The 26,871-nt window shown below is 73.6% G+C and carries 27 protein-coding genes, 1 pseudogene and 1 riboswitch; of the genes and pseudogenes, 7 read left to right on the top strand and 21 right to left on the bottom strand.

The window, feature by feature from the left end; genetic code table 11:
* Positions 1 to 4: 4 nt before the first annotated feature.
* Together JOD95_RS11375 and JOD95_RS11370 are read right to left on the bottom strand one after the other, a co-directional pair.
* Entirely contained in the window at positions 5 to 1,027 is a 1,023-nt protein-coding gene (locus JOD95_RS11375) for a LacI family DNA-binding transcriptional regulator (protein WP_251159594.1), read from the bottom strand.
* On the bottom strand, positions 1,006 to 3,069 hold the full coding sequence (locus tag JOD95_RS11370) for an aldo/keto reductase (protein WP_209685031.1): 2,064 nt from the start codon (positions 3,067 to 3,069) through the stop codon (positions 1,006 to 1,008). Before JOD95_RS11370 ends, JOD95_RS11375 begins: the two co-directional genes overlap by 22 nt.
* Before the next feature lie 136 nt (positions 3,070 to 3,205).
* On the opposite strand from JOD95_RS11370, the gene JOD95_RS11365 reads away from it, so the two are divergent.
* The gene (locus JOD95_RS11365; protein WP_066655324.1) at positions 3,206 to 3,760 is read left to right on the top strand and encodes a TetR/AcrR family transcriptional regulator; all 555 of its coding nucleotides are present in this window, start codon (positions 3,206 to 3,208) and stop codon (positions 3,758 to 3,760) included.
* 91 nt (positions 3,761 to 3,851) lie between these two features.
* The gene (locus tag JOD95_RS11360) at positions 3,852 to 4,022 is read left to right on the top strand and encodes a hypothetical protein (protein WP_153257430.1); all 171 of its coding nucleotides are present in this window, start codon (positions 3,852 to 3,854) and stop codon (positions 4,020 to 4,022) included.
* Between the two features lie 272 nt (positions 4,023 to 4,294).
* Here the strand turns inward: JOD95_RS11360 and ribH are convergent, their stop codons facing one another.
* The 7 genes and pseudogenes from ribH to JOD95_RS11325 all read right to left on the bottom strand — a co-directional run bounded on the left by ribH (position 4,295) and on the right by JOD95_RS11325 (position 13,687).
* Entirely contained in the window at positions 4,295 to 4,774 is a 480-nt protein-coding gene (ribH, locus tag JOD95_RS11355) for a 6,7-dimethyl-8-ribityllumazine synthase (RefSeq protein ID WP_066655326.1), read from the bottom strand.
* 20 nt (positions 4,775 to 4,794) lie between these two features.
* Positions 4,795 to 5,418 (bottom strand): annotated as a pseudogene (ribB, locus tag JOD95_RS11350) (3,4-dihydroxy-2-butanone-4-phosphate synthase); the annotation flags it as partial.
* A 44-nt stretch (positions 5,419 to 5,462) separates the two neighbouring features.
* Positions 5,463 to 6,104: a riboflavin synthase gene (locus tag JOD95_RS11345; protein ID WP_209685029.1), complete on the bottom strand. Its 642-nt coding sequence runs from the start codon at positions 6,102 to 6,104 to the stop codon at positions 5,463 to 5,465.
* A gap of 96 nt (positions 6,105 to 6,200) precedes the next feature.
* Positions 6,201 to 6,334: riboswitch (FMN riboswitch) on the bottom strand.
* 182 nt (positions 6,335 to 6,516) lie between these two features.
* Positions 6,517 to 8,961 carry a bifunctional lysylphosphatidylglycerol flippase/synthetase MprF gene (locus JOD95_RS16715; RefSeq protein WP_209685028.1) on the bottom strand — a complete coding sequence of 815 codons (2,445 nt, stop codon included), beginning with the start codon at positions 8,959 to 8,961 and terminating at the stop codon, positions 6,517 to 6,519.
* A complete protein-coding gene (locus tag JOD95_RS11335; RefSeq protein ID WP_307810426.1) occupies positions 8,958 to 10,286 on the bottom strand; it encodes an alpha/beta hydrolase-fold protein in 1,329 nt (442 codons plus the stop codon). The genes JOD95_RS16715 and JOD95_RS11335 overlap by 4 nt, the downstream gene beginning before the upstream one ends.
* A 171-nt stretch (positions 10,287 to 10,457) precedes the next feature.
* Positions 10,458 to 12,227 carry a hypothetical protein gene (locus JOD95_RS16710; RefSeq protein ID WP_209685027.1) on the bottom strand — a complete coding sequence of 590 codons (1,770 nt, stop codon included), beginning with the start codon at positions 12,225 to 12,227 and terminating at the stop codon, positions 10,458 to 10,460.
* Positions 12,228 to 12,256: 29 nt separating this feature from the next.
* Entirely contained in the window at positions 12,257 to 13,687 is a 1,431-nt protein-coding gene (locus tag JOD95_RS11325) for a hypothetical protein (RefSeq protein ID WP_209685026.1), read from the bottom strand.
* 111 nt (positions 13,688 to 13,798) lie between these two features.
* Between JOD95_RS11325 and JOD95_RS11320 the strand changes: the two genes are divergently transcribed.
* The gene (locus JOD95_RS11320; protein ID WP_209685025.1) at positions 13,799 to 14,230 is read left to right on the top strand and encodes a GNAT family N-acetyltransferase; all 432 of its coding nucleotides are present in this window, start codon (positions 13,799 to 13,801) and stop codon (positions 14,228 to 14,230) included.
* A 48-nt stretch (positions 14,231 to 14,278) separates the two neighbouring features.
* Here JOD95_RS11320 and JOD95_RS16960 read toward each other — a convergent pair whose 3' ends face one another.
* From JOD95_RS16960 to JOD95_RS11305, 3 genes are read right to left on the bottom strand one after another with little or no spacing between them, the layout of a single operon-like run.
* Positions 14,279 to 14,806 carry an Lrp/AsnC family transcriptional regulator gene (locus tag JOD95_RS16960; RefSeq protein ID WP_066655337.1) on the bottom strand — a complete coding sequence of 176 codons (528 nt, stop codon included), beginning with the start codon at positions 14,804 to 14,806 and terminating at the stop codon, positions 14,279 to 14,281.
* A gap of 31 nt (positions 14,807 to 14,837) precedes the next feature.
* Positions 14,838 to 15,353 carry a hypothetical protein gene (locus JOD95_RS11310; protein ID WP_209685024.1) on the bottom strand — a complete coding sequence of 172 codons (516 nt, stop codon included), beginning with the start codon at positions 15,351 to 15,353 and terminating at the stop codon, positions 14,838 to 14,840.
* Positions 15,354 to 15,383: 30 nt separating this feature from the next.
* A complete protein-coding gene (locus tag JOD95_RS11305; RefSeq protein WP_066655342.1) occupies positions 15,384 to 15,773 on the bottom strand; it encodes a DUF5997 family protein in 390 nt (129 codons plus the stop codon).
* A 33-nt stretch (positions 15,774 to 15,806) separates the two neighbouring features.
* Between JOD95_RS11305 and JOD95_RS11300 the strand changes: the two genes are divergently transcribed.
* Both JOD95_RS11300 and JOD95_RS11295 read left to right on the top strand, forming a co-directional pair.
* Complete coding sequence (locus JOD95_RS11300) at positions 15,807 to 16,589, top strand: LysR family transcriptional regulator substrate-binding protein (RefSeq protein WP_209685023.1); 783 nt, start codon at positions 15,807 to 15,809, stop codon at positions 16,587 to 16,589.
* Positions 16,586 to 17,056 (top strand): N-acetyltransferase, encoded by a 471-nt coding sequence (locus JOD95_RS11295; RefSeq protein WP_209685022.1) that lies wholly within the window; start codon positions 16,586 to 16,588, stop codon positions 17,054 to 17,056. Before JOD95_RS11300 ends, JOD95_RS11295 begins: the two co-directional genes overlap by 4 nt.
* A gap of 60 nt (positions 17,057 to 17,116) precedes the next feature.
* Here JOD95_RS11295 and JOD95_RS11290 read toward each other — a convergent pair whose 3' ends face one another.
* The 4 genes from JOD95_RS11290 to JOD95_RS11275 all read right to left on the bottom strand — a co-directional run bounded on the left by JOD95_RS11290 (position 17,117) and on the right by JOD95_RS11275 (position 20,423).
* On the bottom strand, positions 17,117 to 17,713 hold the full coding sequence (locus tag JOD95_RS11290; RefSeq protein ID WP_066658490.1) for a DNA-3-methyladenine glycosylase I: 597 nt from the start codon (positions 17,711 to 17,713) through the stop codon (positions 17,117 to 17,119).
* A gap of 55 nt (positions 17,714 to 17,768) precedes the next feature.
* A complete protein-coding gene (locus tag JOD95_RS11285) occupies positions 17,769 to 18,176 on the bottom strand; it encodes a VOC family protein (RefSeq protein WP_245172227.1) in 408 nt (135 codons plus the stop codon).
* Positions 18,177 to 18,401: 225 nt separating this feature from the next.
* Complete coding sequence (locus JOD95_RS11280) at positions 18,402 to 18,728, bottom strand: hypothetical protein (protein ID WP_194074877.1); 327 nt, start codon at positions 18,726 to 18,728, stop codon at positions 18,402 to 18,404.
* A 24-nt stretch (positions 18,729 to 18,752) separates the two neighbouring features.
* The gene (locus JOD95_RS11275; protein ID WP_066655354.1) at positions 18,753 to 20,423 is read right to left on the bottom strand and encodes a sodium:solute symporter family protein; all 1,671 of its coding nucleotides are present in this window, start codon (positions 20,421 to 20,423) and stop codon (positions 18,753 to 18,755) included.
* A 136-nt stretch (positions 20,424 to 20,559) separates the two neighbouring features.
* Here JOD95_RS11275 and aroQ point away from each other — a divergent pair, with 136 nt between their 5' ends.
* On the top strand, positions 20,560 to 21,039 hold the full coding sequence (gene aroQ / locus JOD95_RS11270; RefSeq protein WP_209685021.1) for a type II 3-dehydroquinate dehydratase: 480 nt from the start codon (positions 20,560 to 20,562) through the stop codon (positions 21,037 to 21,039).
* A gap of 206 nt (positions 21,040 to 21,245) precedes the next feature.
* Here the strand turns inward: aroQ and JOD95_RS11265 are convergent, their stop codons facing one another.
* Positions 21,246 to 21,842 carry an NAD(P)H-dependent oxidoreductase gene (locus JOD95_RS11265; protein ID WP_209685020.1) on the bottom strand — a complete coding sequence of 199 codons (597 nt, stop codon included), beginning with the start codon at positions 21,840 to 21,842 and terminating at the stop codon, positions 21,246 to 21,248.
* A gap of 87 nt (positions 21,843 to 21,929) precedes the next feature.
* Here JOD95_RS11265 and JOD95_RS11260 point away from each other — a divergent pair, with 87 nt between their 5' ends.
* A complete protein-coding gene (locus JOD95_RS11260) occupies positions 21,930 to 22,391 on the top strand; it encodes an MSMEG_6728 family protein (protein WP_209685019.1) in 462 nt (153 codons plus the stop codon).
* A gap of 286 nt (positions 22,392 to 22,677) precedes the next feature.
* Here the strand turns inward: JOD95_RS11260 and JOD95_RS11255 are convergent, their stop codons facing one another.
* The 4 genes from JOD95_RS11255 to JOD95_RS11240 all read right to left on the bottom strand — a co-directional run bounded on the left by JOD95_RS11255 (position 22,678) and on the right by JOD95_RS11240 (position 26,854).
* Positions 22,678 to 22,944, bottom strand: coding sequence for a hypothetical protein (locus JOD95_RS11255; RefSeq protein ID WP_066655361.1), 267 nt, complete (start codon positions 22,942 to 22,944; stop codon positions 22,678 to 22,680).
* A 79-nt stretch (positions 22,945 to 23,023) separates the two neighbouring features.
* Positions 23,024 to 24,208, bottom strand: coding sequence for a cysteine desulfurase family protein (locus tag JOD95_RS11250; RefSeq protein ID WP_209685018.1), 1,185 nt, complete (start codon positions 24,206 to 24,208; stop codon positions 23,024 to 23,026).
* 4 nt (positions 24,209 to 24,212) lie between these two features.
* Positions 24,213 to 25,100: a carboxylating nicotinate-nucleotide diphosphorylase gene (gene nadC / locus JOD95_RS11245; RefSeq protein ID WP_209685017.1), complete on the bottom strand. Its 888-nt coding sequence runs from the start codon at positions 25,098 to 25,100 to the stop codon at positions 24,213 to 24,215.
* On the bottom strand, positions 25,097 to 26,854 hold the full coding sequence (locus JOD95_RS11240) for an L-aspartate oxidase (protein WP_209685016.1): 1,758 nt from the start codon (positions 26,852 to 26,854) through the stop codon (positions 25,097 to 25,099). The genes nadC and JOD95_RS11240 overlap by 4 nt, the downstream gene beginning before the upstream one ends.
* Positions 26,855 to 26,871: the final 17 nt, after the last annotated feature.

The following is a 26,871-nucleotide window of genomic DNA, read 5'->3' as shown; positions in this document are numbered from 1 at the left end:
GCACTCAGGCGGACTCGCGCACCAGCAACCGGTGGCGAACGGTGCGCTGCACCGCCGCGCCGGAGCGCGGCAGGTCACCGGCGAGCATGCCGATGGCGAGGTCGAGGGCCTCGCGCGCGACCGCGTCGAGGTCGACCGCGAGCGTCGTGAGGGTCGGCGCGACGAGCGTGCCGATCGCCAGGCCGTCGACCCCGACCACCCGCACGTCGCCCGGCACGTCCACCCCGGCCCGGCGGCAGGCACCCAGGACCCCGAGCGCCATGAGGTCGTTGAAGGCCAGCACCGCGTCGACGCGACGGAAGCGCTCGAGCGCCCTGGTCGTCATCGCCGCGCCCAGCTCCGAGGTCGGGGCGTCGGCGATCGCGATCTCGGGCAGGTACCCACGGCGCCGGAGGGCGTCCAGCATGAGCCGACCGCGACCGCTCGGACGGCCGGTGTCCGACGCATCGACGATCACCGGGTGCCGGACCCCCGTGTGCACGAGGTGGTCGGCGAGGTCCTCGACCGCCTCGGCGGGGTCGATGCGGACGGCACCGCGGAGGACCTCGCCGGCAGGGTCGAGCTCCACCACGGGGACGGTGCCCAGGCGCTCGATGAGCTCGGGCGCCCGGGCACCGAGGTAGCCGAGCACCACGTCCGTCTGGACCCCGAGCGCCTGGACCGCGCGGTCCGAGTCGCCCGCGAGCCCCGCGTCGGCCAGCATGACGTCCCACCCACGACCCGCCGCGAGCCGGAGCACCGCCGCCGCGAGCTCCGGCGAGTACGGGTTCCGCAGGTCGTCGACGACGAGACCGAGCTGCCGGTCGCCACCCGTGACGAGCCCACGGCCGAAGCGCGACGGGCGGTAGTCGAGCGCCGCCGCCGCCGCGAGCACGCGCTCCTTCGTCGCCGGGCTGATGCCGTACAGGCCGTTCACCGCGCGGGTGACCGTCTGGCGCGAGACCCCGGCCGCGGCCGCGACGTCGTGGATCGTGGCGCGCGCCGGGGTCCGGCCGACGGTGCGGCTCAGGCGCGCAGGTCCAGCCACGCGACCTGCTCCGCGCTGAGCTCGACCGACAGCCCCGTCATCGAGGAGCGGGCCTCGGCGATCGTGCGCGGCCCGAACAGCGGGAACGTCGGGAACGGCTGGTGCAGCACGTACGCCAGGGCGATCGCCGTCGCCGGCACGCCGTACTGCTCGCCGAGCTCACGGGCGCGACGCAGCCGCTCGAAGTTGTCGTCCGAGTAGTAGCAGCGCACCAGTTCGGCGTCGCTCGTGTCGTCCGGGGCGGCGCGGCCGGTGAAGAACCCGCGGGCCTGCGACGACCACGGCAGCAGCGGCACCTGGCGCTCCTCGAGCCAGCGCTTCGACGCCGGGTCCGTGGCGTGCTCGCAGCCGTCCCACGGCACGTCGTACGCCTCGGCCAGGCCGAAGTGGTTGCTGAGGACCTCGAAGCCGTGCTTCCCGTTCGCCGCCGCGTAGGCGTTCGCCTCGTCGAAGCGCGCCGGCGTCCAGTTCGATCCGCCGAAGACGCGGATCCGGCCGGCGCGACGGTGCTCGTCGAGGACGTCGACGAACTCCCCCACCGGCACGTCCGGGTTGTCGCGGTGCATCATGTAGATGTCCGCGTGGTCGGTGCCCTGACGCTCCAGGCTCTCCAGCAGCTGCCGGGTCAACGACTCCGGGTCGCAGTACGGCGTGTGCGCACCCTTCGTGATGACCACGACGTCGTCGCGGATGCCGCGGTTCTGGATCCACTGGCCGAGTCGTCCCTCGAGCACCCCGCCGCCGTAGACGTAGCCGGTGTCGAAGACGTTGCCGCCCTGCTCGACGAACATGTCGAAGATCGCGCTCGCGTGGGCGAGGTCGGGCTGGTTGTCGACACCCATCACCAGGCGGGACATGCGCTTGCCGACGCCGGGGACCTCGCCGTAGCGCATCGGGGCGTCGTCGCGGACGCGCAGCGGACGGCCGCTCACCGTCGGGACGTCGGCGGTCTCGGCCTCGAACGGGTAGCGCAGGCCGATCGCGGCGCGCCAGCGGTCGAGCGTGCGGGCGGTGGCGAGGCTCTCGTCCAGGGTCATCTGCGCCGCCTCGACCGCGCCTGACGCCAGCGCCGCCGTGGTCGCGTCGGCCTCGAGCGCGTAGGGCTGCGCACCGGCGAAGGAGAGCGTGCGGGGCTCCTCGTCGACCGTGTGGACGGTGATCGTCGGGTCGGCGGAGAGCGTCCACGGGTCGGTCAGCACGATGCGACCGCGCGAGCCGTGCACCGTGACGGCGTTCTCGTCCTGCACGCGGACGCCGGTGCGGACGCTGGCGGTGGTGCCGTCGCGGTAGGTCAGGTGCGCGACCGTCCACTCGTCGACGCCGGTCGGCCCGAGGGTGCCGGTGGCGGTCAGCTCGACGGGCTCGGCGACAGCGACGCCCGTGGCGGCCTGCACGACCGCGGCGGCCATGGTCACCGGGTACCCGCCGACGTCGAGGATCCCGCCGCCGGCCGTGGCGACGTCGAACAGCCGACCGGTGCGCTCCTCGCTGCGGAACGCGAAGGACGCGTCGACGTGCACGACGTCACCCACGACGCCCTCGCGCACGAGGTCGAGCAGTGCGGCGGTCTGCGGGTGGAAGCGGTACATGTACGCCTCGACCAGCGGCAGTCCGGCCTGGCGGGCGGCGTCGGCCAGGGCCATCGCCGTGCCGTGGTTCGGGGCGAGGGGCTTCTCGCAGAGCACGGCCTTGCCGGCGTCGAGGGCGCGGAGCACCAGGTCGGCGTGGCCGGTGTGCACGGTCGAGACGTACACCGCGTCCACGGCGGTGTCGGCGAGCACGGCGTCGTACTCCCCCGCTCGGACGTCGGTGAAGCCGTGGCCGGCCGCCTCGTCCGTGAACGCCTGCGCCCGGTCGGTCGAGGAGCTGCCGGCGGCCACGAGGGTACCGGTGCTCGCGGGCAGCTGGGAGAGGAAGCGGCGGGCGATGCCACCCGGACCGAGGACGGCCCAGCCCGCTCTGGTCGGGGCCGGGGTCGCCGAGCCGTCCGTCCCGGGGCCGTCGGCGGGCGTGCTGGAGGGGGTCGCGGTCTGCGCTGACATGCGGATCCTGTTCGTGTCGTGAACCTTCACGGTCACGGCGACGCTAGCCGCGCAGATGCTGCGGGACAACCCGTTCGTGAACGTTCACGGAACCCGGCGGTCGTCACGGTCCGGACGGTTCCCTAGACTCGTCCGCATGGCAAGTGCCCGAGACCGTGTCCTGGACAGCTTCGTCGCCATCGTGTGCGAGGAGGGCGAGCGTCCGGCGACCCTCGACGCCGTCGCCGCGCGGGCCGGTGTCTCGAAGGGCGGGCTGCTCTACCACTTCGGGTCGAAGGCAGCGCTGGTCGAGGGGCTGTGCGAGCGCCTGTCCGACCTGTCCGCCATCGACGTCGACCGCATGCGCGACGCCGAGGACGGCGCTGCGCGGTACTTCGTGCGCAACTGCCTCTTCGTGGGCAGCGAGCTCGACCTCGCCCTGCTCGCGGCCAGCCGGCTGCAGCAGGCCGGGTACGAGGAGGCCGGGCGCACCCTCGACGAGACCGAGAACGCATGGCTGGAGACCCTGGTCGACGCACTCGGGGACGTCCCCACGGCGCAGGCGGTCAAGTTGCTCGGCGACGGGCTCTACCACCAGGCGTCCCTCGGCGCCGCGATCGCGACCGACGTCCGCCCGAACCGCGGCACCGTCGACATGGACGCCCTGCTCGCGGTCGTCGACCGGCTCATCGCGACCCGGCCGGCAGCCTGACGTCGGCGTCTCCCGGACGTCCGTGAACCGGTCCGCTCCTTCCTGGGGATAGACTGGTCCCGATCCACCCGCTCGAACCGGAGGTACCACCGTGGGCCGCGTCATCGCCGCTTTCTTCTCGATCCTGCTGCTGCTGGTGTCGATGTACCTGTTCGGGTTCGCGTTCCAGGTGCAGTCGGGCCAGGCGTTCGTGTTCATGGGCGGCCTCGTCCTCATGAGCCTCTCGTTCTTCCTGCCGATCCACGTCTTCGGCAAGAAGTAACCACAGCCGTACCGCGACGGCCCCGCACCTCTCCGGAGGGTGCGGGGCCGTCGTCGTCGTCCGTGCGGGCGTCGTGGCGGTCGGGACGGCGGTCGGACGGACGGTCGGACGGGCACGAGCACGTCGTGGTTGCAACTGCTCCAGCACAACGGGAAGCACCTCGCGCCACGCAACTGCGTGGCGCGAGGTGCTTCCCGTTGCGCGGTGGGCGCGAGGAGGTGACCCTGACGCCCCGCAGGGCTCGTGCCCGCTCGGCCGCTCCTCGTCGCGGGTCAGGCCATCTGGCGCAGGCTCCGCAACGAGAGGGCCGTGGCGATCGCCGCGTGCGCGGCCTCGGCGCCCTTGTCCTCCTTCGACCCGGGCAGACCGGCGCGGTCGATGCCCTGCTGCTCGTCGTCCAGCGTCAGCACGCCGAAGCCGACGGGCTTGCCGGTCTGCAGCGCGACGCTCGTCAGACCGTCCGTCGCCGCACTCGACACGTACTCGAAGTGCGGGGTGCCCCCGCGGATGATCACCCCGAGGGCGACGACCGCGTCGAACCCGCTCTCGAGCGCCGCCTTCGCGACGACCGGCAGCTCGAAGCTCCCCGGCACCGGGACGACCTGTGCGGTCGCGCCGAGGCGCTGCACCTCCCGCTGGGCTCCGGCGAGGAGGCCCCCGGCGATCGTCTCGTGCCACTGCCCGGTCACGATCGCCACCCGGACGCCCGTCCCGTCGACGTGGTCGCGCTCCGCCGCTCCTGCTCCGCTCATCGTGTCGTTCCCTCCTGGGGTGCGGACTCCGCCGCCGCCCGGTCTGCCGCCTCGAGCCACTCGACGAGTGCGGCGATGGTGATGACGGGCACGCCCTCGCGCGCCCCGAGTTCGACGAGGCCCGGCAGACGCATCATCTCGCCGTCCTCGCCGACGATCTCGCAGATCGCCGCCGCGGGCCGGAGCCCGGCTGCGGTGACCAGTTCGATCGCGGCTTCGGTGTGCCCGGCGCGTTCACGGACGCCGCCGGGTCGGGCCCGCAGTGGGACGACGTGTCCCGGGCGGTGCAGGTCGTCCCGGACCGAGGTCGGGTCGGCGAGCACCCGCAGCGTCCGTGCCCGGTCGTGCGCGCTGATGCCGGTCGTCACACCGACCGCAGCGTCGACCGTCACCGTGTACGCGGTGCCGCGGACGTCCTCGTTGTGCGCGACCATCGGGGGCAGGTCGAGCGCATCGGCGATCTCGGCGCTGACCGGGGCGCAGATGAAGCCCGACGAGTGCGCGACCGTCCACGCGATCCACTCCGGCGAGGCCGTCTCGGCGGCGAGGATCACGTCGCCCTCGTTCTCACGGTGCTCGTCGTCGGCCACGATCACCGGACGCCCGGCGGCGATCGCCGCGACCGCGTCGGCGATGCTCGACAGGTGCGGCCCGACCGCCTGCTCGGCGTGCGGGGCGTCGACGGCGCTCACCGTGCCTCCGGGACGAGAGCCGTGGCGGCGTCGAGCCGGAGCATGCGGCGGACGTGTCGCGCGAGGACGTCGGTCTCGATGTTGACCCGGTCGCCGGGCACCCGGGTACCGAGCGTCGTGGCCTCGAGTGTCTCCGGGATGAGGCTGACCTCGAACCAGGCATCGGTCGGCGGGACGTCCTCGGCGGAGACGGCGCTGACCGTGAGCGAGACGCCGTCGATCGCGACCGACCCCTTGTCGACGACGAGCGGGCTGAGGTCGGGGGCGAGCGAGAACCGGACGCGCCGCCAGCCGTCACCGTCGGCGGTCTCGAGCACCGTGGCGGTGCCGTCGACGTGCCCCTGGACGATGTGGCCGCCCAGTCGGTCGCCGACCGAGGCCGCTCGCTCCAGGTTGAGTCGATCACCCACGTCGAGCGCGCCGTGCGCGCTCATGTCGAGCGTCTGCTTCATGACGAAGGCGGTGAAGGTCTCGTCCGTCTGCTCGACCACGGTCAGGCAGACGCCGCTCGTGGCGATGGAGTCGCCGTGCCGCGCGTCGGCGACGACCTTCGGGCCGCGGACGGTGAGCGCGACGGAGTCGCCGTGCTGCTCGACGGCGGTGACGGTGCCGAGTTCCTCGATGATGCCGGTGAACACTGGTGTCCTCTCAACGGGACTCCGGGGGTGCTCGACGATCGTCGGCATGGACGGACGGGTCGTGGCACCCCGGGTACGAGGGCACGTCCTGTCCGCCTGCGCTTCCTCCCGTCCGGACTCTCACCGTCGGTCCCGGAGTTCCGCCGGGTCAACATCGGCGGGGTTCGCACCCTGCGTCAGCTCGTGGACTGTCACCACCGGTTCGGAATTGCACCGACCCCGGAGCGCTTGCGTGACTGAAATGATACCCCACACACCGGGCGCCCGTCCGGGGCCGTTGCCCCGTGTGACGCGGAGATGCCTGCCGGGCACGGGACGGACGGGAGGCGCGGGGCGGCGCCGCCACGGGCCTCCCGTCCGTCCCGTGGTGCGTGCGGGACGCCGGCGTCGGTCCGACACGGCCGGACCGGTCTCAGCTCCGCCCGCGGACCAGCGCCACCGCCTGCCGCAGGGACAGGTCCGGCAGGTAGGCCCGCACGACGGCGACACCGATCGCCGGGAGCGCCACCGGGTCCGGGTAGGCGAGCACCAGCGGGTGCAACTCCGGCCCGAACTTCGCCTTGAAGCGCAGCAGCGAGCGGAACCCGTAGACCGGTTCGAGCACGCCGCCCACCAGGTCGAGCAGGTCCTGCACACCCTCGCCCGTGGGGGCACCCTCCGCGGACTGCGCGAGCGGTGCGGCGGACAAGCTGAGCCGCTCGACGCCGTCCTCGCGCATCCGCTGCGCCGCACTCGCAACGAGGAACTCCATCACCCCGTTCGGGGCCGCGCCCGTGCGCCGCATCACGTCGAGCGTCCACCCCACGACCCTGCCGGCCCGGTGGCTCGGCAGCCAGCTCGTGACGGCGAGGACGGTGCCCTCGGGGTCGAGCGCGACGAGCGTGCGCACCGCCGGGTCCCGCATCTCGTCGACGCCACCGAGCGTGAAGCCCATCTCGGGCAGCTCGCGCTCCGAGACCCACTCCTCGGAGATCGCCTCGATCTGCCGGACCGTCGCCGGGGGCAGGTCCTGCCACGAGGACCACAGGGCGGTGATGCCCTCGCGGTCCGCCTTGTTCACGGCGGTGCGGACGTCCTGCTTCTTCTTGCCGCTCGTGGTCCACGTGCGGGGGTCGAGGTCGGCGTCCTCCGCGACCGGCAGCGTCTCCCACCCCTGCGCGGTGAGGGTCCCGGCGGCCTCGGTCCCGATGCCGTAGAAGACGGCGGTCCAGCCGTTGTCGTCACACCACCGCGCGAACGCGACCATCGCCGCGTCGCGGGCGTCCGGCCACCCGAAGGGACCGCCGACCGTCACCGCGACCCGCCCATTGCGGCGGAACGCGACACCGGCGCGGCCGTCCTCGCTGAACCAGTACGCGTTGCCCTGCCAGGTGGTCATCCACCCGAAGGTGTCGCCGCCGGCGGCCTCGAGCAGCGTGCGGGCGCGGAGTCGGCTCTCGCGGAGTCCGTCGACGTCGGCGTCCGGCTCGACGGCGCCCGTGGGACGGACGGCGGCACCGGCCACGACCAGCCAGAGCACCGGGCCAGCGGCGCCGAGCACGAAGCGCAGCGCCGGGTCGAGGGACGCCAGCCGGTCCCAGAACACCACGGGCGACAGCGGGCCGAGCGCCGCGACGACGAGCCGCAGCGGGTCCGCGACCGTCTCGCGCGTGGACGCCGCGGTGACGAGCACGACGGTCGTCACCACGCCGAGTGCGACGAGGACGACCACGGCGAAGGTCACGACGCGTCGCCGTGCGGGCAGCACCGTGAACGAACGGCGGAGCAGCACGAGCACGAGCGCGGTGGCGAGCGGCACGACGACGGAGGCGGTCACCGAGACGGTGACCACGAACCGGTTCTCGGCCCCGTGCAGCTCCGCCGCCCCGGCGGGCAGGAGCCCGTAGGTCACGGCGGCCGCGACGGCGAGCACGACGTCGACGACCACGGCGAGCCAGACCGCGAAGCGACTCCCCCGGAACAGCCCGAGGCCGGCGACGAGGAGCACGAGGAGCGGTGCGACCGCGAGCACGAGCGTCCACGGGTCGGTGGCCCGGTACGCCAGCAGCCCCCGCAGGCACTCGCCCGACGCGCTGTCCGCGTGGCAGCCGTGGACGGGGGTGACCGGCCCGGTGCCGACGACGGCCGCGAGCGGGGCCAGGAGCCCGACGCGGGCACGGGAGAGGAGCGCGATGACCGGACCCACGGCCGACACGAGGACCACGGTGCCGAGCAGGACCCGGGTCTCGCGGTGCGAGCTCCTGGTCCAGCCGATCCGGGCGGGGCCCCGGCGGAGCAGGTCGCCGAGCAGCCACCCGGCCGCCGCCGCGAGCGATGCGTAGAGGTCCGAGGCGTGTCCGGCGTACAGCAGCAGCGCGGCGACGACGGCGACGACGTTGACCCGGATCCGTCGGCGCCACAGCGGGCCGGCGAACGCGCTCGCGGTGACGATCGTCCCGACGATGGCCGTCCACGGGTCGAAGCTCGTCGCGCGTCCGAGCAGCAGCGCGCCGGCCGCGCGGTCGTCCTGGTCGACGAGGGCCGTGAGGGCGCCGAGCCCCGTGCCGACGACGGTGGTCACGACGAACGCGAGGGCCGTCCGCCTGCTGCCCATCAGTCGCTCCGACGCCCCGACGAGCGCCACGACCCCGGCGAGGGTGAGGACGAGCGCCAGCGCCCCGGTGGTGACGGCGAAGACCCGGAAGGGTCCGAAGTGCACGGTGTCCAGGGAGCCGGTGTGCCCGACGACGCGGACGACGAGGCCCGCGATCGAGGTGAGGAGCACGAGGACGACGACGACCGCCGTGACCGGGTGCCGCCGGGTCGACCTGACGATCCGCGACCCGAAGGCGGCCGCTCCTGACGTGGTCCTGCTCACAGCGCACCGTCCTCCTGCGGGAGACCGAGGTGTGCCAGGACGACCGGCAGTCCGTGGGCCAGCACGTACCGCACGGTGTTCCAGTCGTGCGCCGAACCCGGCGACACGATGACCTGCGTCTGCATGCCCGCACGGACCGCTGCGGCGTGCAGGGTCTCGGTCGACGCCCGGTAGGGGCCGTCGTCCTGACCGTAGCCGAAGACGGTGAGGTGGTCGTGGTAGGGCCCGTGCGCCGCCATGATCGCGACGGGCGCCGCGGCACGGTAGGCGGCAGCCGAACCACCGAACGCCAACGCGGTGCTCCGCTGCGCGTCGCCGGTCACCGGGGCGAGCTCGCTCGAGATCGCCAGGGCCGCACCGAAGACGTCGGGGTGCTCGGTGGAGAACTGCATCGTGCACGTCGCGCCCTGCGAGAACCCGAGGATGCCCCAGGCTCCTGCTCCGCTGGCGACCGGCAGGTGCCGCTCGATCCAGTGCACCGTGTCGGTCATCACGTAGGTGGCGCTCCTGCCGAGGCGCCGGGAGTCCACGCACATCGGGTTCCGGTTCGGCGCCGCGAGCTGGTCCGGCGACACGACGATCGGGGCGAGACCGTGGTGCGCGGCGGCGTAGCGGTCGAGGAAGCTGCCGAGGTCGCCGGTCTGGAACATGTCGGCCGGTTGCCCGGGCTGCCCGGAGAGCGCGACGAGGACGGGCAGCCGCGGCGGGTGGGCCACCCGTGCGGCCGGCGGGAGCCAGACCACCGCCTTGCGCGCCCGGAAGTGCGACACCGTCCCCGGGATCGTCACGCTGATGGTCTCGCCCTTCGACGGCATGCCCGCCGGCGCGTGCCAGTCCGCCGCGTCGACCTCGAGGTGCGACCCCGGGTCCGACAGCGGCGGCAGGTCCCGGCTCCGGTAGGGGTTGGTCGCGACGGCCTGCTCGATGTTCTTGTAGAACCCGAAGTCCACGTTGACGCCGAGGCCCGCCGACAGCAGGAGCGCACCGGCCGCGGCGACGGCGAGGACCCGTGCGAGCCACCCGCCCTGCACCGCCACGACGAGCAGGAGCGCCACGCCCGCGAACGCGAACGCCACCCACATCCGGGTGACCGGGGTGAACTGCACGCCGAAGTCGTCCTGCACGTCGCCGGTCCACCACACGGCGACGAGGCCGATCGCCGCTCCGACCGCCGCTCCCCCGACCCGGACCGCGGCACGGCGCAGCCGGTGCCGCTCGTGCACCGGACCGACCAGGACCCACCCGGCGAGGAGGGCTGCGAGGACGTACACCGGGACGAGCAGGCGGCTGCCGGTGATCGGGACGCGGAGGAGTTCGTGGAGCACGGGTTCATCGTGGCCCCGCACCGCTGCCGCACAGCCTCGGAAGCGCTTCCACTGCGCACAGGTTGGGCACTGATCGCTCCCAGGGATGCTCCAGGCGCTCCACAGCGGCATCCGGTTCGCGGACACGGGTCGGAGGGGCGCCGCGGACGACGCCCCTCCGACTCCCTGGTGTCAGGCGGTGCGCCTGCGGAGCACGAGCACGCCGGCTCCGAGGAGCAGGAGCAGGAACGCGATGCCCGCCGGGACCGTCTGCGAGCCGGCTCCGGTGTACGCGAGCTCCGGCTGCGCCGCCGGCGCAGCAGCGGCGGTCGTCCCCGTCGAGGACGCCACGGTCGACCGGGAGGCGCTGGTCGCCGTGACCGCGCCGGCCGCGGTGACCTCCGTGCTCGCGACCGGGACGGTGGTCGCCTCCGGCACCGAGGTGCCGGGGGTCGTCCCGCCCGTCGTGTCACCGGGCGTCACGCCCGGGTCCGTACCGGGGTCGGTCCCCGGGTCCGTACCGGGGTCAGTGCCCGGGTCCGTACCGGAGTCAGTACCCGGGTCCGTACCGGGGTCCGTACCGGGGTCAGTACCGGGGTCGGTGCCCGGGTCCGTACCGGGGTCGGTGCCCGGGTCGGTACCCGGGGTCGTGCCCGGGGTCGTGGTGCTGGTGCCGTCACCGACGATGCCGATGCCGTTCCCGCCGACGGTGATCGGCACACTGATCACGGGGATCACCTGCGTCCCGCCGAGCAGACCGCCGTCACCGGAGGTCGTGCCACCCGCGACCGGGGTCGAACCCGAGCCGGTGCCGGTCGTGCCGGTGCCGGTGCTGGTGCCGTCTCCGACGACGCCGATGCCGTTCCCGCCGACGGTCACCGGGATCGAGACGACCGGGGCGACCTGCGTCCCGGAGCCCACGCCGCCGTCACCCGACGTCGTGCCATCCGCGACCGGGGTCGAACCCGAACCCGAGCCGGTGCCGGTCGTCCCGGTGCCGGTGCTGGTGTCGTCACCGACGACGCCGATGCCGTTCCCACCGATCGTGATCGGCAGGTCGACGATCGGTGACACCTGCGTGCCACCGAGCACAGCGTCGTCACCGGACGTCGTGCCACCCGCGGTCGGAGTCGAACCCGAACCCGAACCCGGGGCAGCGGTCGGCGCCGTCCCCGTCGCGGAGCCGTCACCGAGCACCCCGATGCCGTTGCCGCCGGGGGTCACGGGGACGGACACGACCGGGGCGACCTGCGTCCCGGAGCCGATGCCGTCCGAACCGGACGTCACCGGCTCGGCTGCCGGTTCGGGGACCTCCGGGCTGCTCGTCGCTGCGGCCGGAGCGGACGCCTGAGCGGCTTCCGCGTCACCCGCGACACCGACGGCGTTGCCGGTGACCGACGCCGGAGCTGTGACGTCACCGACGACCTGCGTCCCCGACGCGACAGCGTCCGAGCCGGTCGTCGTCGGAGCAGGAGCAGGAGCCGGGGCGGGCGCGGGAGCCGAAGCGGGCGCCGGAGCGGTCGCCACGGCGTCGCCCGCCACGGCGACCGCGTTGCCGGTCGCCTGCACCGGTGCCGTCACGACGGGCGCGACCTGGGTGCCGGACGCGATGCCGTCGTCACCCGAGGTGCCCGGCGCAGGGGCAGGGGCAGGAGCCGGAGCCGGAGCAGCCGGAGCGGGAGCCGGAGCCGAGCCGGTCGTGGACACGGCGTCGCCGAGCACCCCGAGGGCGTTCCCGGAGACGGACACCGGGGCACTGATCGACGGTGCCACCTGGGTGCCGGACAGGAGGCCGTCGTCACCGGAGGTCGTGGCGGCGTTCGCCACCGCGGTCCCCCCGAGCGTCAGGCCGCCGACGAAGAGGGTGAACCAGAGCCCTCTCGAGACGTACTTGTTCATGGTCGTTCGTTCCTCACTGATCGAGATCTGTCCTCCGACCGCGATCGCGGTCGGGTGGTGCATGCCTGCCGTGCTGGACAGGCGCACCGATCTCAGTCAGGAGCGACGTCGTGGTCGCCGACGACGGACGCGGGGACCACGTCGTCGGCGAGGCTGCCGCGTGACCCCACAACGAGGGAGAACCGGACACCGGAGGTGCCGTCGAGCCCGACGGGCGCGGCGCCCGCGGAGCCGGAGGTGGCACCGCCCGCGGCACCGGAGACGCCCGGGCCGGACGGGAGGCCGTCGTGGCCGTCGCCGTCCGCCGGGACGAGCAGCGCCGCCCCGCCGACGGTCGCCGCGGCCGGCACCGGAGCGGCCGGGGCGGCAGCACCGACGACGGTGGCGACCGCCACGTGCTCGATGGCCGGAGCGACGTCGCGTGCGACGTCACCCGGTACTGCCGGGACACCGGCCACCGTCAGTGGGCCGCTGGCGCCGTCCACGGCGACGGCGGAGGCCGGGGTGGGCGCGTCGTGCCGGACGCGCACCGGCTGCTCGTCCGTGCCGCCCACCGGGGTCGGCGCGGTCCCGGGGACGGGCGCCGTGCCTCCCGGCAGGAGGGGCGGCAGCGGGGCCGGCGAGACGGGGAGCGGCAGGACCGGCGTCACCGGGAGCGGCAGGACCGGGAGCGCGTCCTCGACGGGCGGGAGGACCTGCTCGACCGTGCCGGGCAGCGATCCGACGGTCGTCCCGACACCGTCGACCACGTCGTCGAGCGCTCCGGTGACCGGCGCGGTGACGGTGCCGACGGTGTCGTCACCGAGCAGGTCGCGGGTCACCGGGAGGGCGCCGACCACGCTGTCGACCGTGTCGACGACGCCCGTGACGGGCCGTGCTCCCGTGACCGTCTGCACCGTCTCGGTGACGGGGCGGAGGGCGCCGGTGAGGGTGTCGGTGAGCGGCCGGGAGGCACTGCTCGCCACGTCCTCACCACCGGCGGTCGTCGGCGTGGCCGGGATCGCGGCGGTGCCGGTCGGCGGAGTCGGCGACGCCTGCGGCGTGGACGGGGCCTGCTGGGCCGCCGGCGTCTGCTGTGCGGTCGTCGTCTGCTGGGCCGCCGGCGTCTGCGGGCTGGTCGCTGGGACGGCCGGTGCGGCGTGCTGCACGACCGGCGGTGCCGGCGGTGCGGGACGCGCCGGGGCGGGAGCCGCGGCGGCAGGAGCCGGAGCGGCAGCGACGGGAGCCGGAGCAGCGGGGGCGGGAGCCGGAGCCGCTGGCACCGGGGCAGCGGCGGGCGGTGCGACGGCCTGCCGCACGGGGGCGACCGCACTGTCGACGGCCTGCGTCGCTCCCTGCACGGTGTCGCCGACGTCCTGGACCAGCCCGCTGACCAGCCCGCGCTGCTGCGGAGCCCCCTCGGCTGCTGCGGCCGGACGGGCACCGAGGAGCAGCGAGAGCAGCACGAGCGCAGCGGCGACCCCGACGCCCACGAGGGCGGTCCGGAGCAGCGCGCGCCAGGGGTCGCGCAACGGCTGGTCCATGCGCTCACCTCCTGATCTCGGCTGCGCACGTAGAGTGGTTGACCGGCACTGTACGCCGATCGATCCCGGACCGGAACCGGTCACGGAAGAAATTCTCAGGAAAGGCCGCACGTGGTCTCGATCTTCTCCGCCCCGACGCGCAACCTCGACATCGTGACGCTGCACGAGATCCTGCGGCTCCGACAGGACGTGTTCGTCGTCGAGCAGGAGTGCGCCTACCCGGACATCGACGGCCGCGACCTCGAGCCGGGCACGGTGCAGTTCTGGGCAGGACAGGGCTCGGTGGACGCCACGCTCCGGCTGCTCCGCGAGGACGACGGCACCGAGCGCATCGGCCGCGTCGCCACCGCCCGGCACGCGCGGTCGCAGGGGCTCGGGGCGCAGCTCATGGAGGCGGCGATCGCCGAGTCCCGCTCGTCGTCGATCGCGATCAACGCGCAGGCGCACCTCGAGCAGTGGTACGGCCGGTTCGGTTTCGTGCGGTCCGGCGACGACTTCCTCGAGGACGCCATCCCGCACGTCCCGATGATGCGCACCCGCTGAGCGCACTGTCGTCCGCGTCCCGGGTCGGTGCGAGGTCGTCGGCCCGGGTCAGGCGCGCCAGCGGCGGAGCTCGTCGAACGACCGCCCCTGGTGCGCGCGGTCCGCGACGAGCCGCTCGAACACGATGTTCGTCTGCGTCGTCGCGACGGCGGGGTCCCCGCTCAGCTCGTCGGCGACGAAGTCCCGCAGCTGCTCCGTCGACGTGCAGGCGATGTGCACGAGGAAGTCCTTGTCGCCGGCGAGGAACGCCACGTCCTGCACGACGGGCACCCGGAGCAGGCGCTTCGCGAAGTCGCGCAGTTCGTGCCGGGCCGCGGCGTGCACCCGGACGGACACCATCGCCTCGATCGCGAACCCGAGCTTCGCGACGTCGACGTCGGCCCGGTAGCCGCGGATCACCCCGGCGTCCTCGAGCGCGCGCACCCGCGTCAGGCACGTGGACGGCGCGACCCCGACCGCGGCCGCCAGCCGGTTGTTCGGCATCCGGGCGTCGCCGGCGAGGGTCCAGAGGATGCGCTCGTCGACCTCGTCGAGGCGCGGTGCGGGATCGGGGCGACGGACGGTTCGGTCGGACACGCCCCGACGTTACCGCTGGTCGACCCCCGCGCTACATCGCCAGCGTCATCCCGACCACGGCGACCGTCATCGCGAAGACCTCACCGCTGCGGACGGCTCGACGGTCCTCGCGCGCCCACTCGTACCGGAGCAGCCACCCGCTGAACGCGCAGTAGCCGATCACACCGGCTCCGAGGACCGCGGAGAGCGCGATCCCGTGTCCGGCGTGCCCGTCGGACAGCCCGGTCGCGTGCCCCATCAGGAGCATGCCGGCCATCACGACCGACGACAGTGCCCGGTGCACGTCCATCGGCTCCGCCCGACGCCCGTCCGGCCGACGGCGCCGCAGCACGGGCAGCGGCGCGAGGAGCAGCAGCGTCGCCGCGGCCAGCAGCGTCCACGAGGCGCCCGCCTGCACGACGGGGAGCACCATCGCCACGAGCATCACCGCGGCGGGGAGGATCACACCCGGTCGGGGCCGGTAGCGGTCCCCCACGATGCAGCAGACCGATGCGAACTGCGGCACGACGAGCATCGCGTCGGCGACGGTCTCGTGCACGGCGGTCACGGCGAGCGGCGTCCGGGTCGGTCCGGTCGGTCAGTCCTGGGCGCGCGCAGCGGCCTTGTCGGCACGCTCCTGCTTCACGCGGGCGTTCTCGGCGTGCACCTCGGCCTGCGTCGCACGCTCACGCACGAGCCACTCGGGCATCTCCTGCAGGAGGGCCTTGACCTCGGCGGTGGTCAGGGGCTCCTCGACCCCGGCACGCACGAGGCCGGAGATCGACACGCCGAGCTTCTGCGCGACGACCGGACGCGGGTGCGGCCCTTCGCGACGGAGTTCCTCGAGCCACGCCGGCGGCTGCGTGCGGAGCTCGTCGAAGGCGGTCCGGGTGACCGGCTCCGCGCGGAACGACTCCGGGGCTGCCGCCAGCAGGATGCCGAGCTTCTTCGCAGCCGTCTCGGGCTTCATCGTCTGTTCCTGCGCCATGCGTACCAGGGTACGGCCCCTACACTCGGTTGCATGACCGCGGCCCTCACCATCGCCTTCGTCCCGGGGGTCTCCCCCGCGAAGTGGGTCCGGGTCTGGCGGGAACGCTTCCCGGACGCCGAGCTCGGCCTGCTGCCGATCGGACCGACCGAGGTCGACGACGCGCTCACCGGCGAGGCCGACATGGCCTTCGCCCGGATGCCCGTCGGCGCCCACCTCAACGCCATCCCGCTCTGGACCGAGACGGCCGTCGTCGCGATGCCGAAGGACGCGTCCCTCGCCTCCTCCGACGTGGTGACCGAGGCCGACCTGGCCGACGTGCACGTCGTCGACGCCGGGCCCGTGCCGGAGGACGTGTCCGCCGCCCTCGACCTGGTCGAGGCGAACGTCGGGGTCGTCGTGCTCCCCCAGTCCCTCTTCCGCGCGGCCAGCCGCAAGGACCTGGTGGCGAAGCCCCTCGACGGCGCAGCGGGCACCCGGATCGCCCTCGTCTGGCGCGACGCGGACGCCTCCGACACCACCGAGGAGTTCATCGGTGTCGTGCGCGGTCGCACCGCCAACAGCTCGCGGAACGCCGCCGACCGACCGGGAGGCACGACGAACGCCGACGACGCCGGCTCGCGCGGAACGCGGGACGGCTCCGGAGCCGGTCGCGGCAGCACCGCCCGCGCCGGTGGTGGCAAGGCCACCGCGAAGCAGGCCGCCGGCGGCAAGGCGGGCGGCAAGGGCGCGCGCAAGCCGCGCGGGACCGGACGACCGGGCACCCAGCGACTCGGCAACGGCAAGCCGAAACGCGGGTCCAAGGGCAACCGGTGACGGACACGCGGCTCGTCCCGATGCCGGCCACGCGCCTCCCGGCCTGGCTGGACCGCACGATGGCGGAGTACGTCGGATCGCGCATGCGGGCCGGTGAGACCCGCGAGCAGGCCGAGGCGAACAAGCAGCGGTCGCTCGACCAGTGGTTCCCGGACGAGGCACCCCTGCCCGACCACTTCGTCTGGGACCTGGTCGACGACGCGGACGCCGTCGTGGGGTACCTCTGGATCGGACCGTTCTCGTCGGGCAGCACCGAGTGGTGGGTGTTCGACGTCGAGGTCGACGAGCCGTTCCGTCGCCGCGGTCACGCCCGACGGGCGCTCGAGGCCGGGCAGCGGGTCGCCCGTGAGCACGGCGCCACGAGCATCGGGCTCAACTTGTTCGGGTACAACACGGGCGCGCAGGACCTGTACGCCGCGCTCGGCTACCGCGTCACCGCGACGCAGATGCAGCTCCCGCTCGACTGAGCAGGGTCGATCCGGGCCCGAGACGCCGTCCCGCTCGGCCGTTGTCGGGCTCGGTCTCCGTCAGGCCCAGACGCCGGACGTGCCGCGTCGGTGACTGCCGACCAGGTGCGTGTCGACGATGCCGAGTGCCTCCATCAGGGCGTGCATCGTCGTGGGCCCGACGAACGCGAACCCGCGCTTCCGCAGGGCCGTCGACAGCGCCACGGACGCCTCGCTCGTCGTCGGGACCTCGGCGATCGTCCGCGGCGCCGGTGTCGCGTCCGGCCGGAAGGACCACACGAGGTCGGCGAGCCCACCGTCGGCGCGCAGGGCGATCGTCGCGTTCGCGTTCGTGATCGTCGCGCGGATCTTCGCCCGGTTCCGGACGATGCCGGCGTCCGCCATCAGGCGCTCGACGTCGTCGTCCCCGAAGACCGCGACCACGTCCGGGTCGAAGTCCGCGAAGGCCGCGCGGAACGCGGGGCGCTTGGCCAGGATCGTGCGCCAGGACAGCCCGGACTGGAACGCCTCGAGCGACAACCGCTCGAACACCCCGCGCTCGTCGCGGACCGGCATGCCCCACTCGGTGTCGTAGTACTCGCGGAGCATCGGGTCGGTCGCGGCCCAGACCGGGCGCGCGAGGCCGTCCTCTCCGGTCACGAGGCCGTCGGGGATCATCGTCGGGTCGTCACTCACGCGTCCATCCTGGCCGACCGCACCGACGACCCCGGGGTCACCGGTCGGTGCCGTCGCCCGTCATCGCGGCCTGGTCCATCCAGACGTACTCCCACCGGTGGCCGTCCGGGTCGGTGAAGCTGCGCTGGTACATGAAGCCGAGGTCGGTCTCCGGGCGGTCCTCGTTCCCGCCGCTCATGACGGCGGCGTCGACGATGCGGTGCACCTCGTCCTTCGAGGCTGCGCTCAGCGAGTTGATCACCTCGACCGTCCCGGGGGCGGCGATCGTCCCGTCGGTGAACTCCTGGAACTTCGCATGCGTGAGGAGCATCACGTACACGGTGCTGCTCACGACGATGCACGCGGCGGTCTCGTCGGTGAACTCCGGGTTCACCGTGTAGCCGAGCGCCTCGTAGAAGCCGACTGCCCGGTCCAGGTCGGTGACCGGCAGGTTGATGAACACCATCTGCTCCACGGTGGTTCCCTTCGTCGAGCACCAACCTGGCGCAGCCGCCCGTCGAGCGCAACCGTCCCGTCCCGGGGCCGACCGCGTCCCGGCCGCCCGTTCCTTCCCAGAACGCCCGAGATGGAATGTGAGAACGGGCGTACCTGGTCGGATGATCCGACCCGGTACGCCCGTTCTCACCAGGTACGCCCGTTCTCGCCGAGCGGGCGCAGCGGCGCAGCGGGGTCAGACCCGCTCGCGCCCCTCGCCTGCGGCGCGCTGGTCGGCCTCGGCCTCGGCCTGCCCGACGATGTCCTCGGCGGGCACCGGGTTCAGCCGGTCCCACAGGAAGAAGAGCAGCCCGCCGACGAGCAGCGACAGCCCGACCCACAGGTTGATGTGGATGCCGCCGGTCTTCTCGGGGTCGGTGTCCCAGTGGACGATGCCGACGATGGTGGTGATCACGCCGTAGAGCACGAACAGGCCGCCGAGGATGCGGCGCAGGTCGAGTCGGCGGGTGGAGCGGACGAGCGCCGCCTGCTCCTCGGTGAGCTTCGTGGTGTCCTCACGCATGGGAGTACTCCTTCGGGTCCGGGCCTAGAGGAACGGCAGGTAGAGGGCGACGCACAGCACGAGCGCGACGGTGCCGAGCAGCGCGGGCGAGCGGTACCAGGCGGTGTCCGTCGCGACGGCTCCGGCGGTCATGTCGATCTTGCCGACGCCGTACACCAGGCCGCCGAGCTCCGACACGTCCTTCGGCTTCGTGGCGAGCGAGACGAGCACGCCGACGACGAGCACCGTGACGAACGAGATGATCGCGCCGTACATCGTCTCGGCGGTCGCCGTCGAGAACAGCGACGGGTTCACGAGGTACGCGATCCAGGTGATCGTCGGCGTCACGATGCCGAGCACGTAGCCCCAGAGCGCGCCCTGGGTGGTCATCCGCTTCCACAGGAGTCCGAGGATGAAGACGCCGAAGAGCGGTGCGTTGAAGAACGAGAACAGCGTCTGCATGTAGGTCATGATGTTGCCGGCCTGCGCGGCGAGGAACGCCGTGCCGATGCCGACGACCACGCCGACGACCGTGACCCAGCGACCGGTCTTCAGGTAGTGCAGGTCGGGCATGTTCGGCTTGATGTACCGCTGCCAGATGTCGTACGTGAAGACGGTGTTGAAGGACGAGACGTTCGCCGCCATGCCCGCCATGAACGAGGCGAGCAGACCCGTCACCGCGATGCCGAGCACGCCGGTCGGCAGGTACATCTGGATGAGCTTCGGGATCGCGTCGTTGTAGGTCAGCTCCCCCGAGGCGAACTGGTTGCCCACGACGGCCGCGGCGATGAGCCCCGGCACGACGACGATGAACGGGATGAAGAGCTTCGGGATCGCCGCGATGAGCGGGGTCCGGCGGGCTGCCGACATGTTCTTCGCCGAGAACGCGCGCTGCACCTCGGTGAAGTTCGTCGTCCAGTAGCCGAAGGAGAGCACGAAGCCGAGGCCGAGCACGATGGCGAGCCAGTTCGCCCCGATCGGGTTCGTGACGTCGCCGATGCCGGTGCCCGTCCAGGCCTGCAGGTGCTGCACGCCCTGGGTCTGCTTGATGGCCTCGGTGAGACCGCCCCACCCGCCGACACGGTGCAGGCCGACGATCGTCAGCGGCACGAGGCCCGCGATGATCACGAAGAACTGCATGACCTCGTTGTAGATCGCGCTGCTCAGGCCACCGAGGGTGATGTAGGCGAGCACGAACGCGGCGGACACCAGTATCGCGAGCCACTCCGGCCAGCCGAGCATCGCCTCGATGACGATCGCCATGGCGTAGAGGTTGATGCCGGCGATGAGCACGTTCGACACCGCGAACGCGATCGAGTTCACCAGGTGCGGCGCCTTGCCGAAGCGGCGGAGCATGAACTCCGGCACCGACCGGACCTTGGACCCGTAGTAGAAGGGCATCATCACGAGCCCGAGGAACACCATCGCGGGCACGGCACCGATGAGGTAGTAGTGCAGCGTCGCCATGCCGATCTGTGCGCCGTTCGCGGCCATGCCGAGGATCTCGGTCGCGCCGAGGTTCGCGGACACGAAGGCGAGGCCCGTGATCCAGGCCGGCATCGAGCGGCCGGACAGGAAGAAGTCCATGCTCGTCCGCACCTGCTTGCGGGCGGTGAACCCGATGCCGATGACCACCGCGAAGTACACGATGATCATCAAGTAGTCGACCCAGCCCAGTTCGAGCCGGATCCCGTTGGTCGCCGCAGCGAGAACCATGCGATCTCCACATCAGTGTGTTGCAGTCGGCAACTGCGCCGACCCGAGCGGGAACGTTACACCGCGATGTGACCGTTCACATAGCTCGCGCATCCGTCGCCGTCGCTGCAGCCCCGCCGCTCGGTAGGCTCTCCCCATGAGCGAGCCGGTCACCGACACCACGACACGCCCCCGGCGGATCCTCGTCCTGAACGGGCCGAACCTCGACATCCTCGGGCGTCGCGACCCGGCACAGTACGGCACCGTGACGCTCGCCGAGCTCGAGGCGATCGTGCACACCGAGGCGGCGGTCCACGAGCTCGAGGCGGACTTCCGGCAGACCAACCGCGAGGGCGAGCTCGTCGAGTGGCTGCACGAGGCGCTCGACGACTTCGTCGCGGTGGTCATCAACCCCGCCGCCTACGCGCACACCTCGGTCGCGCTGCACGACGCAGTCGAGGCACTGAGCGTCCCGGTCGTCGAGGTGCACCTCTCGAACACGTGGAAGCGCGAGCCGTTCCGGCACGTCGACCACGTCGCGACCGCGGCGACCGCGGTCATCGCCGGTGCGGGCGCCGACGGATACCGCCTGGCGGTCGCCCACGTCGCGTCACTGGTGGCCGACCCGACCGACTGACGGCCTGGAGGCGCGGCACCCGCCCGCCACGCGCCTCCCGTCCGCCCCGCGTCCAGACGTCCCGTCCCGGTGAGGTTCCGAACGGGCGATGTACGTCACGGTCGCGCTCGACCGTGACGTACATCGCCCCCTCGGCGGACGACGCGCGGCGTGTCGTGCCCGCTCGGCGGCGCGTCGTGCGAGGGCGAGCGGCGGGCGGGCGGCGGCTAGAAGTCGGCGGGACGGCGGACGTCGTCGGCGCCGACGGCGGCGAACCCTCCGCGGACGATCGGCAGCGCGCGCCGGACCGCCTGGTCGATGCGCAGCTCGAGGTCGACGCTGGCGATGTCGTACCCGCCCTCGCGCTTGGTGAAGTCGCGCTCGTTCCCGAACACGCCGAGCGGCAGGGTCGTCGACTGGAAGAAGCCGAACAGCGGCCGCATCTGGTGCTCGACGAGCAGTGCGTGCCGGTCACTGCCGCCCGTGGCGGTCAGGAGCACCGGGGTGTCGACGAGGTCGTACTGCCCCACCCAGTCGAAGAAGAGCTTGAAGGCACCGGAGTAGGCGGCCCGGAACGCCGGGCTGCCGACGACGAGCACGTCCGCTGCCTCGACGGTCTCGAGCGCTCGCCGGGTGCGGTCCGACATCGCCTCGCGGGAGGGCGCGGCACCGAGGTCCGCGAGCAGGGGTCCGATCTCGACCTGTGCGGTCCGGGCGTCCGGCAGGTCCTCCGCCATGCGCGCCACGGTCGCCCCGACCAGGGTCGAGGTGCGCGAGGGGTCCGATGGGCTGCCGCTGACGCCGACGACGAGTGCTCCGTCCATGCGGTCGATGCTCACACGTCGTCCGAGGGCCCGTCCGGGTGTGACGACTTGTGTCGCCCACCAGCACGCGCGGGTACCGTCCGGGTGATGCAGACGTTCCTGCCGTACGCCGACTTCCGCGCCTCGGCCGAGGTCCTCGACGACAAGCGACTCGGCAAGCAGCGCGTCGAGACCCTGCAGGTGATGCGGGCGTTGACCCTGCCGGACTACGGCTGGCAGCACCACCCCGTCGTCGCCATGTGGCGCGGGTACCGCCCGGCGCTGATGGCCTACCAGGACGCGACGTGCCGGGTGTGGCTCGAGCGCGGGCACGCCGACACCTGCCTGGAGAAGACCCTGGCCGACCTCGGGCTGGTCCCCGAGGACCTGGTCGCGTACGAGCGCGGCGACTTCGCGGTGCCCGCGTGGAACACCGACCCGGCGGTGCACGCCTCGCACCGGTCGAAGCTCGTGCAGAAGGCGCCGGAGCACTACCGACCGTTGTTCCCCGACGTACCCGACGACCTGGACTACGTCTGGCCGGGCGTCCCCGAGCCGCCGGCACGCTGACACGCTCACCCCCGGGCACGACGACCGGGCGGCCGCCGCTCGACGGCGGGACGGCAGCTGCGCGGCCGTTCGACGCCACCGCGACCCGTCGTGGACTGACAGGGGGTGCGGCGCCGGTCAGGGTCCGGCGCCGCGTCCACGACGGGCGCGGCGGCCGCTCGGGCACGACGACAGGGGATGTCGTGTCCGGCGCCGGACGCGGTCAGGGGTGCTGCGTCCGGTCATGAGCACCGCGGGCCCCGGGGGGGACGGGACCGCGCGGTGCTGGCCTCGGGTGGTGGGTTCCTCAGAGGTGTTCGGTGTCTCCTCGGTACCGGTCCGTCTCGCTGGGGGCGGGCATGGCCCGACGGAGTGCCGCGGTGCCGACCGTCGGGAGCAGGGCACTCACGACGGTGGCGAGTGCCCCCACGGTCGCGATGGCGCCGAGCGGGGCGGTGCCGAGGTCGTGCTGCGCGGCGAGTGCGATGGCGACCACGGTCGCGGGTGCCGGCAGGAGCTGGACCGCACGGAAGGGGACCTCCTGTCGGTCCCGGGTGGTGATCGCGTTCGCCATGGCTCCATGGTGACGGACGATCGCTGTCCGCAGAAGGGGGGACATCACCCCCAACTGTGGAGTAGAACGTCTAGTACACTCAGCTCAGGCGCCGAACCGCGGCGACCGACTCCGCGACCACCCGCACCACGACGGCCACGTCCTCGTCCGTGAGCCCGTCGTCGAACGTCAGTCGCAGGGCCGTGCGCGCGGTGTCCTCCGACAGCCCGAGGGCGGTGAGGACGTGTGAGGCCTCGGTGCTCCCCGCGGCACAGGCGCTCCCGGAGGAGGTCACGACGTCGCGCTCCTCGAGTTCGAGCAGCACGGTCTCGCCGTTGACCGCCGGCGGACCACCCGGCACCGCCGGGAAGCAGAACGACGCGTGCCCCGGGAGCCGACCCGCCCCGCCCAGCGCCGACCCGACCGGCGCCGCCCCGGTCAGCACGGCACCGGGCACCGACGCCAGCACGCCCTCGACCACGGCGTCCCGGGTCACGGTCGCACGGGCGGCAGCGGCGCCCCGGGCCCCCTCGACGAGCGACACCGCGGTGGCGAGGGCGACCGCTCCGGCGACGTCCTCGGTCCCCGACCGTCTCCCCCGCTCCTGTCCCCCGCCGTGCAGCAGCGGCTCGAGCGGTACCCCACCCCGGACCGCGAGTGCGCCGGTGCCCTTCGGTGCGCCGAGCTTGTGCCCGGAGAACGACAGCGCGTCGACGCCGAGCCGGTCGAGCCCGAGGGGCAGCCACGGAGCGCTCTGCACGGCGTCGGTGTGGAACCGGGCCCCGACGCGGTGCGCGACCGCCGCGAGGGCCGGGAGGTCCTGCACGGTGCCGACCTCGTTGTCGGCGTGTGCCACCGAGACGAGCGTGGTGTCCGGACGGACGACCCGCGCGAGCGCCTCGGGCGTCACGGTCCCGTCGCGTTCGACCGGCACGAGCGTGACGGTGAACCCGTGGTGGCGCTCCAGGTACCGGCAGCTCTCGAGCACCGCCTCGTGCTCGATCGCGCTCGTGACGACGTGCCGGCCGCGGGGTGCCGCGAGCGCGATGCCCTTGACCGCGGTGTTCGCACCCTCGGTGCCGCCGGTGGTGAGGACGACCTCGCCCGGACGGCACCCGAGGAACCGGGCGATCGTCGCCCGGGCGTCGGCGAGTCCCCGGGCGGCCGCCTCACCCACCCCGTGCGTGGACGACGGGTTGCCGAAGACGCCGGTGAGGTACGGCCACATCGCCTCGAGCACCTCGCGGCGGACCGGGGTGGTCGCGGCGCGGTCGAGGTAGAACACCGGGTCAGCCGCCGGTCACGTCGACGTCGAGCCCGAGGTCGAGCGCCCGCGCCGAGTGGGTGAGTGCGCCGACGGAGACGACGTCGACCCCGGTGCGCGCGATGGCGCCCACCGTGTCGAGCGAGACCCCGCCGGAGGCCTCGACGAGCGCACGGCCCGCGACCAGCCGCACGCCCTCGACGAGCTGCTCCGGCGTGAAGTTGTCGAGCATGATCGTGTCGACACCGGCCGCGACCACGGGTTCGACCTGGTCGAGCCGGTCGACCTCGACCTCCAAGTGGACCGTGTGCCCGAGCCGTCCACGGGCTCCGCGGACGGCGTCGCCGATCGCGGTGCCGCCGGCGAGCAGCACGGCCAGGTGGTTGTCCTTGGCGAGGACGGCGTCGGACAGCGAGTTCCGGTGGTTGTGGCCACCGCCGCAGCGCACGGCGTACCGCTCGACGGCCCGGAGGCCCGGAGTGGTCTTGCGGGTGTCGACGATGCGTGCGCCCGTCCCCGAGACGGCCGCGACGTACCGCGCGGTGACGGTCGCGATGCCGGACATCCGCTGCACCAGGTTGAGCCCGACCCGCTCGGCGCGCAGGACCGAGCGCGCAGGGCCGTGCACCGTGGCGAGGACCTGTCCGGCATCGAAGGGCTCGCCGTCGGCCAGGTGCAGCTCCGTGCGCACCGTGGGGTCGACGGCGTGCATCACGGCGGCGAACACCGCGCCGCCGGACAGCACGCCGGGTTCGCGGGCGGCCAGGGTCGCGGTCGCGCGGGCGTCGACGGGGATGAGCGTCTCGCTCGTGACGTCACCCCACGGAGCGTCCTCCTCGAGCGCCGTCTCGATCACGCGACGCAGGGCGTGCGGCGGGATCGTCCCGGGGTCGGCTGCGGTTGTGGTGGTCATGCGGGGACTCCCTGCTGGACGGGCGCGGTGCTGCTGCACTGCGCGGTGCTGCTGGACTGCGCTGTGCTGCTGGACTGGACGGAGGCCGGGGCGCTGCCGCGCCGGACGGCGCGGACCCACCCGCTCGACACCGGCACGGAGGGATCGGTCTCCGGGTGGTCGGTGCGCGCGTGCGCCCCGCGCGACTCGGTCCGGGAAGCCGCCGCGAGCGCGGTGACCCGCGCCAGGTCGAGCAGGGCGCGGTCCTCGTGGTCCCGCACGGTGCGCGCCACCGGCGACCGGAGCGCAGCGAGCGCGCGACGTGCGGCGGCGAGTCCGTCCGCGTCCCGGAGCAGGCCGACCCGCTCCGTCATCTCGGTCTGGACCGCCTGCCGGAGGTCGGTGGCACGGTCCGGGTGGGCGGCGCCTCCAGGCCGTCCGCTGCGGTCCGTCCCGTGCGGCGTCGATCCCGGCACCCCTCCGTCCGGCCGGGAGGCACGGTGCGGCTCCGCCTCCGTGCCCACCTGGTCGTCGGGGACGGTGCGCACGGGCAGGGCCGCGTCGCCGCGCAGGCGCAGCTGCGCGGGTCGTGGGGCACCGATCGCGTCGGCGGTCCGCACGCCGAAGACGAGCCCCTCGAGCAGGGAGTTCGACGCGAGTCGGTTCGCGCCGTGGACGCCGGTGCAGGCGGCCTCGCCGACGGCGAGGAGTCCGGGGAGGCTGGTGCGCCCCTCGCTGTCGGTGGCGATCCCGCCCATCGCGTAGTGCGCCGCCGGGGCGACCGGCACGCCCTCCCGCGTCCAGTCGAAGCCGGCCGCGCGGGTCGCGCGGGTGAGGCCGGGGAAGCGTGCGACGAGCCGGTCCGCGCCGAGCCCCGTGGCGTCGAGGAGCACGGGGGCGCCGCCCTGGTCGCGGACGGCGGCCGCGATGCCGCGGGCGACCACGTCGCGCGGCGCCAGCTCGGCGTCCGGGTGCACGGCGCTCATGAAGCGTCGTCCGGCGGCGTCGCGCAGGACGGCACCCTCGCCGCGGACCGCCTCGGAGACGAGCCCACCGTCGGGCACGGCCAGCCGGGTCGGGTGGAACTGGACGAACTCCAGGTCGGCGAGGACGGCCCCCGCCCGCCAGGCCGCTGCGACACCGTCGCCGGTCGCGACCAGCGGGTTGGTCGTCTCGCGGTACAGGTGGCCGGCGCCCCCGGAGGCGAGCACGACCGTGTCCGCCTCGATGCGTCGGGGCTCGCCGAGCAGGTCGAGCACGTCCACACCGACCACCGCTCCGTCCCGGACGACCAGGTCGGTGAGGCAGGTGCGCTCCAGGACCGTGACGTGCTGCCGGTGCAGGGCGGCGACGAGCGTGCGCTCGACCGCGGCGCCCGTGGCGTCGCCGTCGGCGTGCAGGACGCGCCAGCGACCGTGCGCGGCCTCGCGCCCGCGTGCCAGGTCGTCGCCGTGGCGGTCGAGGGACGCGGGGTCCGACGTCCGGTCGAACGGGACGCCCAGCGCGAGCAGGTCCCGCACCCGGGCGGGCCCGTCGGCGCAGAGCAGCGCGACGGCGCGCGCATCGGCCCCACCGACGGCCGCGACGTGGGTGTCGTGCTCGTGCAGCGCGACGGTGTCGTCGGCGCCGAGCGCGACGGCGATCCCGCCCTGGGCAGCGGCGGTGGCGCCGTCGGCGAGCCCGCCCTTCGTCACCAGGGTGACGTCGTGGCGGGCGCTGGCGCGGATCGCGGCGGTGAGCCCGGCGATGCCGGACCCGACGATGACGACGTGCACGGTGCGGTCCCCGGTGT

The sequence above is a fragment of the Curtobacterium sp. 1310 genome (assembly GCF_017834105.1).
Taxonomy (GTDB): Bacteria; Actinomycetota; Actinomycetes; order Actinomycetales; family Microbacteriaceae; genus Curtobacterium.
Note: the sequence above shows the minus strand (reverse complement) of the source record. Positions and strands in the feature narration are given on the sequence as shown.

Coding starts and splice junctions, on each gene's coding strand:
- JOD95_RS11370 (WP_209685031.1), bottom strand. CDS start 3,069: ATGTCAGCGCAGACCGCGACCCCCTCCAGCACGCCCGCCGACGGCCCC.
- JOD95_RS11365 (WP_066655324.1), top strand. CDS start 3,206: ATGGCAAGTGCCCGAGACCGTGTCCTGGACAGCTTCGTCGCCATCGTG.
- ribH (WP_066655326.1), bottom strand. CDS start 4,774: ATGAGCGGAGCAGGAGCGGCGGAGCGCGACCACGTCGACGGGACGGGC.
- JOD95_RS16710 (WP_209685027.1), bottom strand. CDS start 12,227: ATGCACCACCCGACCGCGATCGCGGTCGGAGGACAGATCTCGATCAGT.
- JOD95_RS11325 (WP_209685026.1), bottom strand. CDS start 13,687: ATGGACCAGCCGTTGCGCGACCCCTGGCGCGCGCTGCTCCGGACCGCC.
- JOD95_RS11305 (WP_066655342.1), bottom strand. CDS start 15,773: ATGGCGCAGGAACAGACGATGAAGCCCGAGACGGCTGCGAAGAAGCTC.
- JOD95_RS11300 (WP_209685023.1), top strand. CDS start 15,807: ATGACCGCGGCCCTCACCATCGCCTTCGTCCCGGGGGTCTCCCCCGCG.
- JOD95_RS11290 (WP_066658490.1), bottom strand. CDS start 17,713: ATGATCCCCGACGGCCTCGTGACCGGAGAGGACGGCCTCGCGCGCCCG.
- JOD95_RS11285 (WP_245172227.1), bottom strand. CDS start 18,176: ATGGTGTTCATCAACCTGCCGGTCACCGACCTGGACCGGGCAGTCGGC.
- JOD95_RS11280 (WP_194074877.1), bottom strand. CDS start 18,728: ATGCGTGAGGACACCACGAAGCTCACCGAGGAGCAGGCGGCGCTCGTC.
- JOD95_RS11275 (WP_066655354.1), bottom strand. CDS start 20,423: ATGGTTCTCGCTGCGGCGACCAACGGGATCCGGCTCGAACTGGGCTGG.
- aroQ (WP_209685021.1), top strand. CDS start 20,560: ATGAGCGAGCCGGTCACCGACACCACGACACGCCCCCGGCGGATCCTC.
- JOD95_RS11265 (WP_209685020.1), bottom strand. CDS start 21,842: ATGGACGGAGCACTCGTCGTCGGCGTCAGCGGCAGCCCATCGGACCCC.
- JOD95_RS11260 (WP_209685019.1), top strand. CDS start 21,930: ATGCAGACGTTCCTGCCGTACGCCGACTTCCGCGCCTCGGCCGAGGTC.
- JOD95_RS11255 (WP_066655361.1), bottom strand. CDS start 22,944: ATGGCGAACGCGATCACCACCCGGGACCGACAGGAGGTCCCCTTCCGT.
- nadC (WP_209685017.1), bottom strand. CDS start 25,100: ATGACCACCACAACCGCAGCCGACCCCGGGACGATCCCGCCGCACGCC.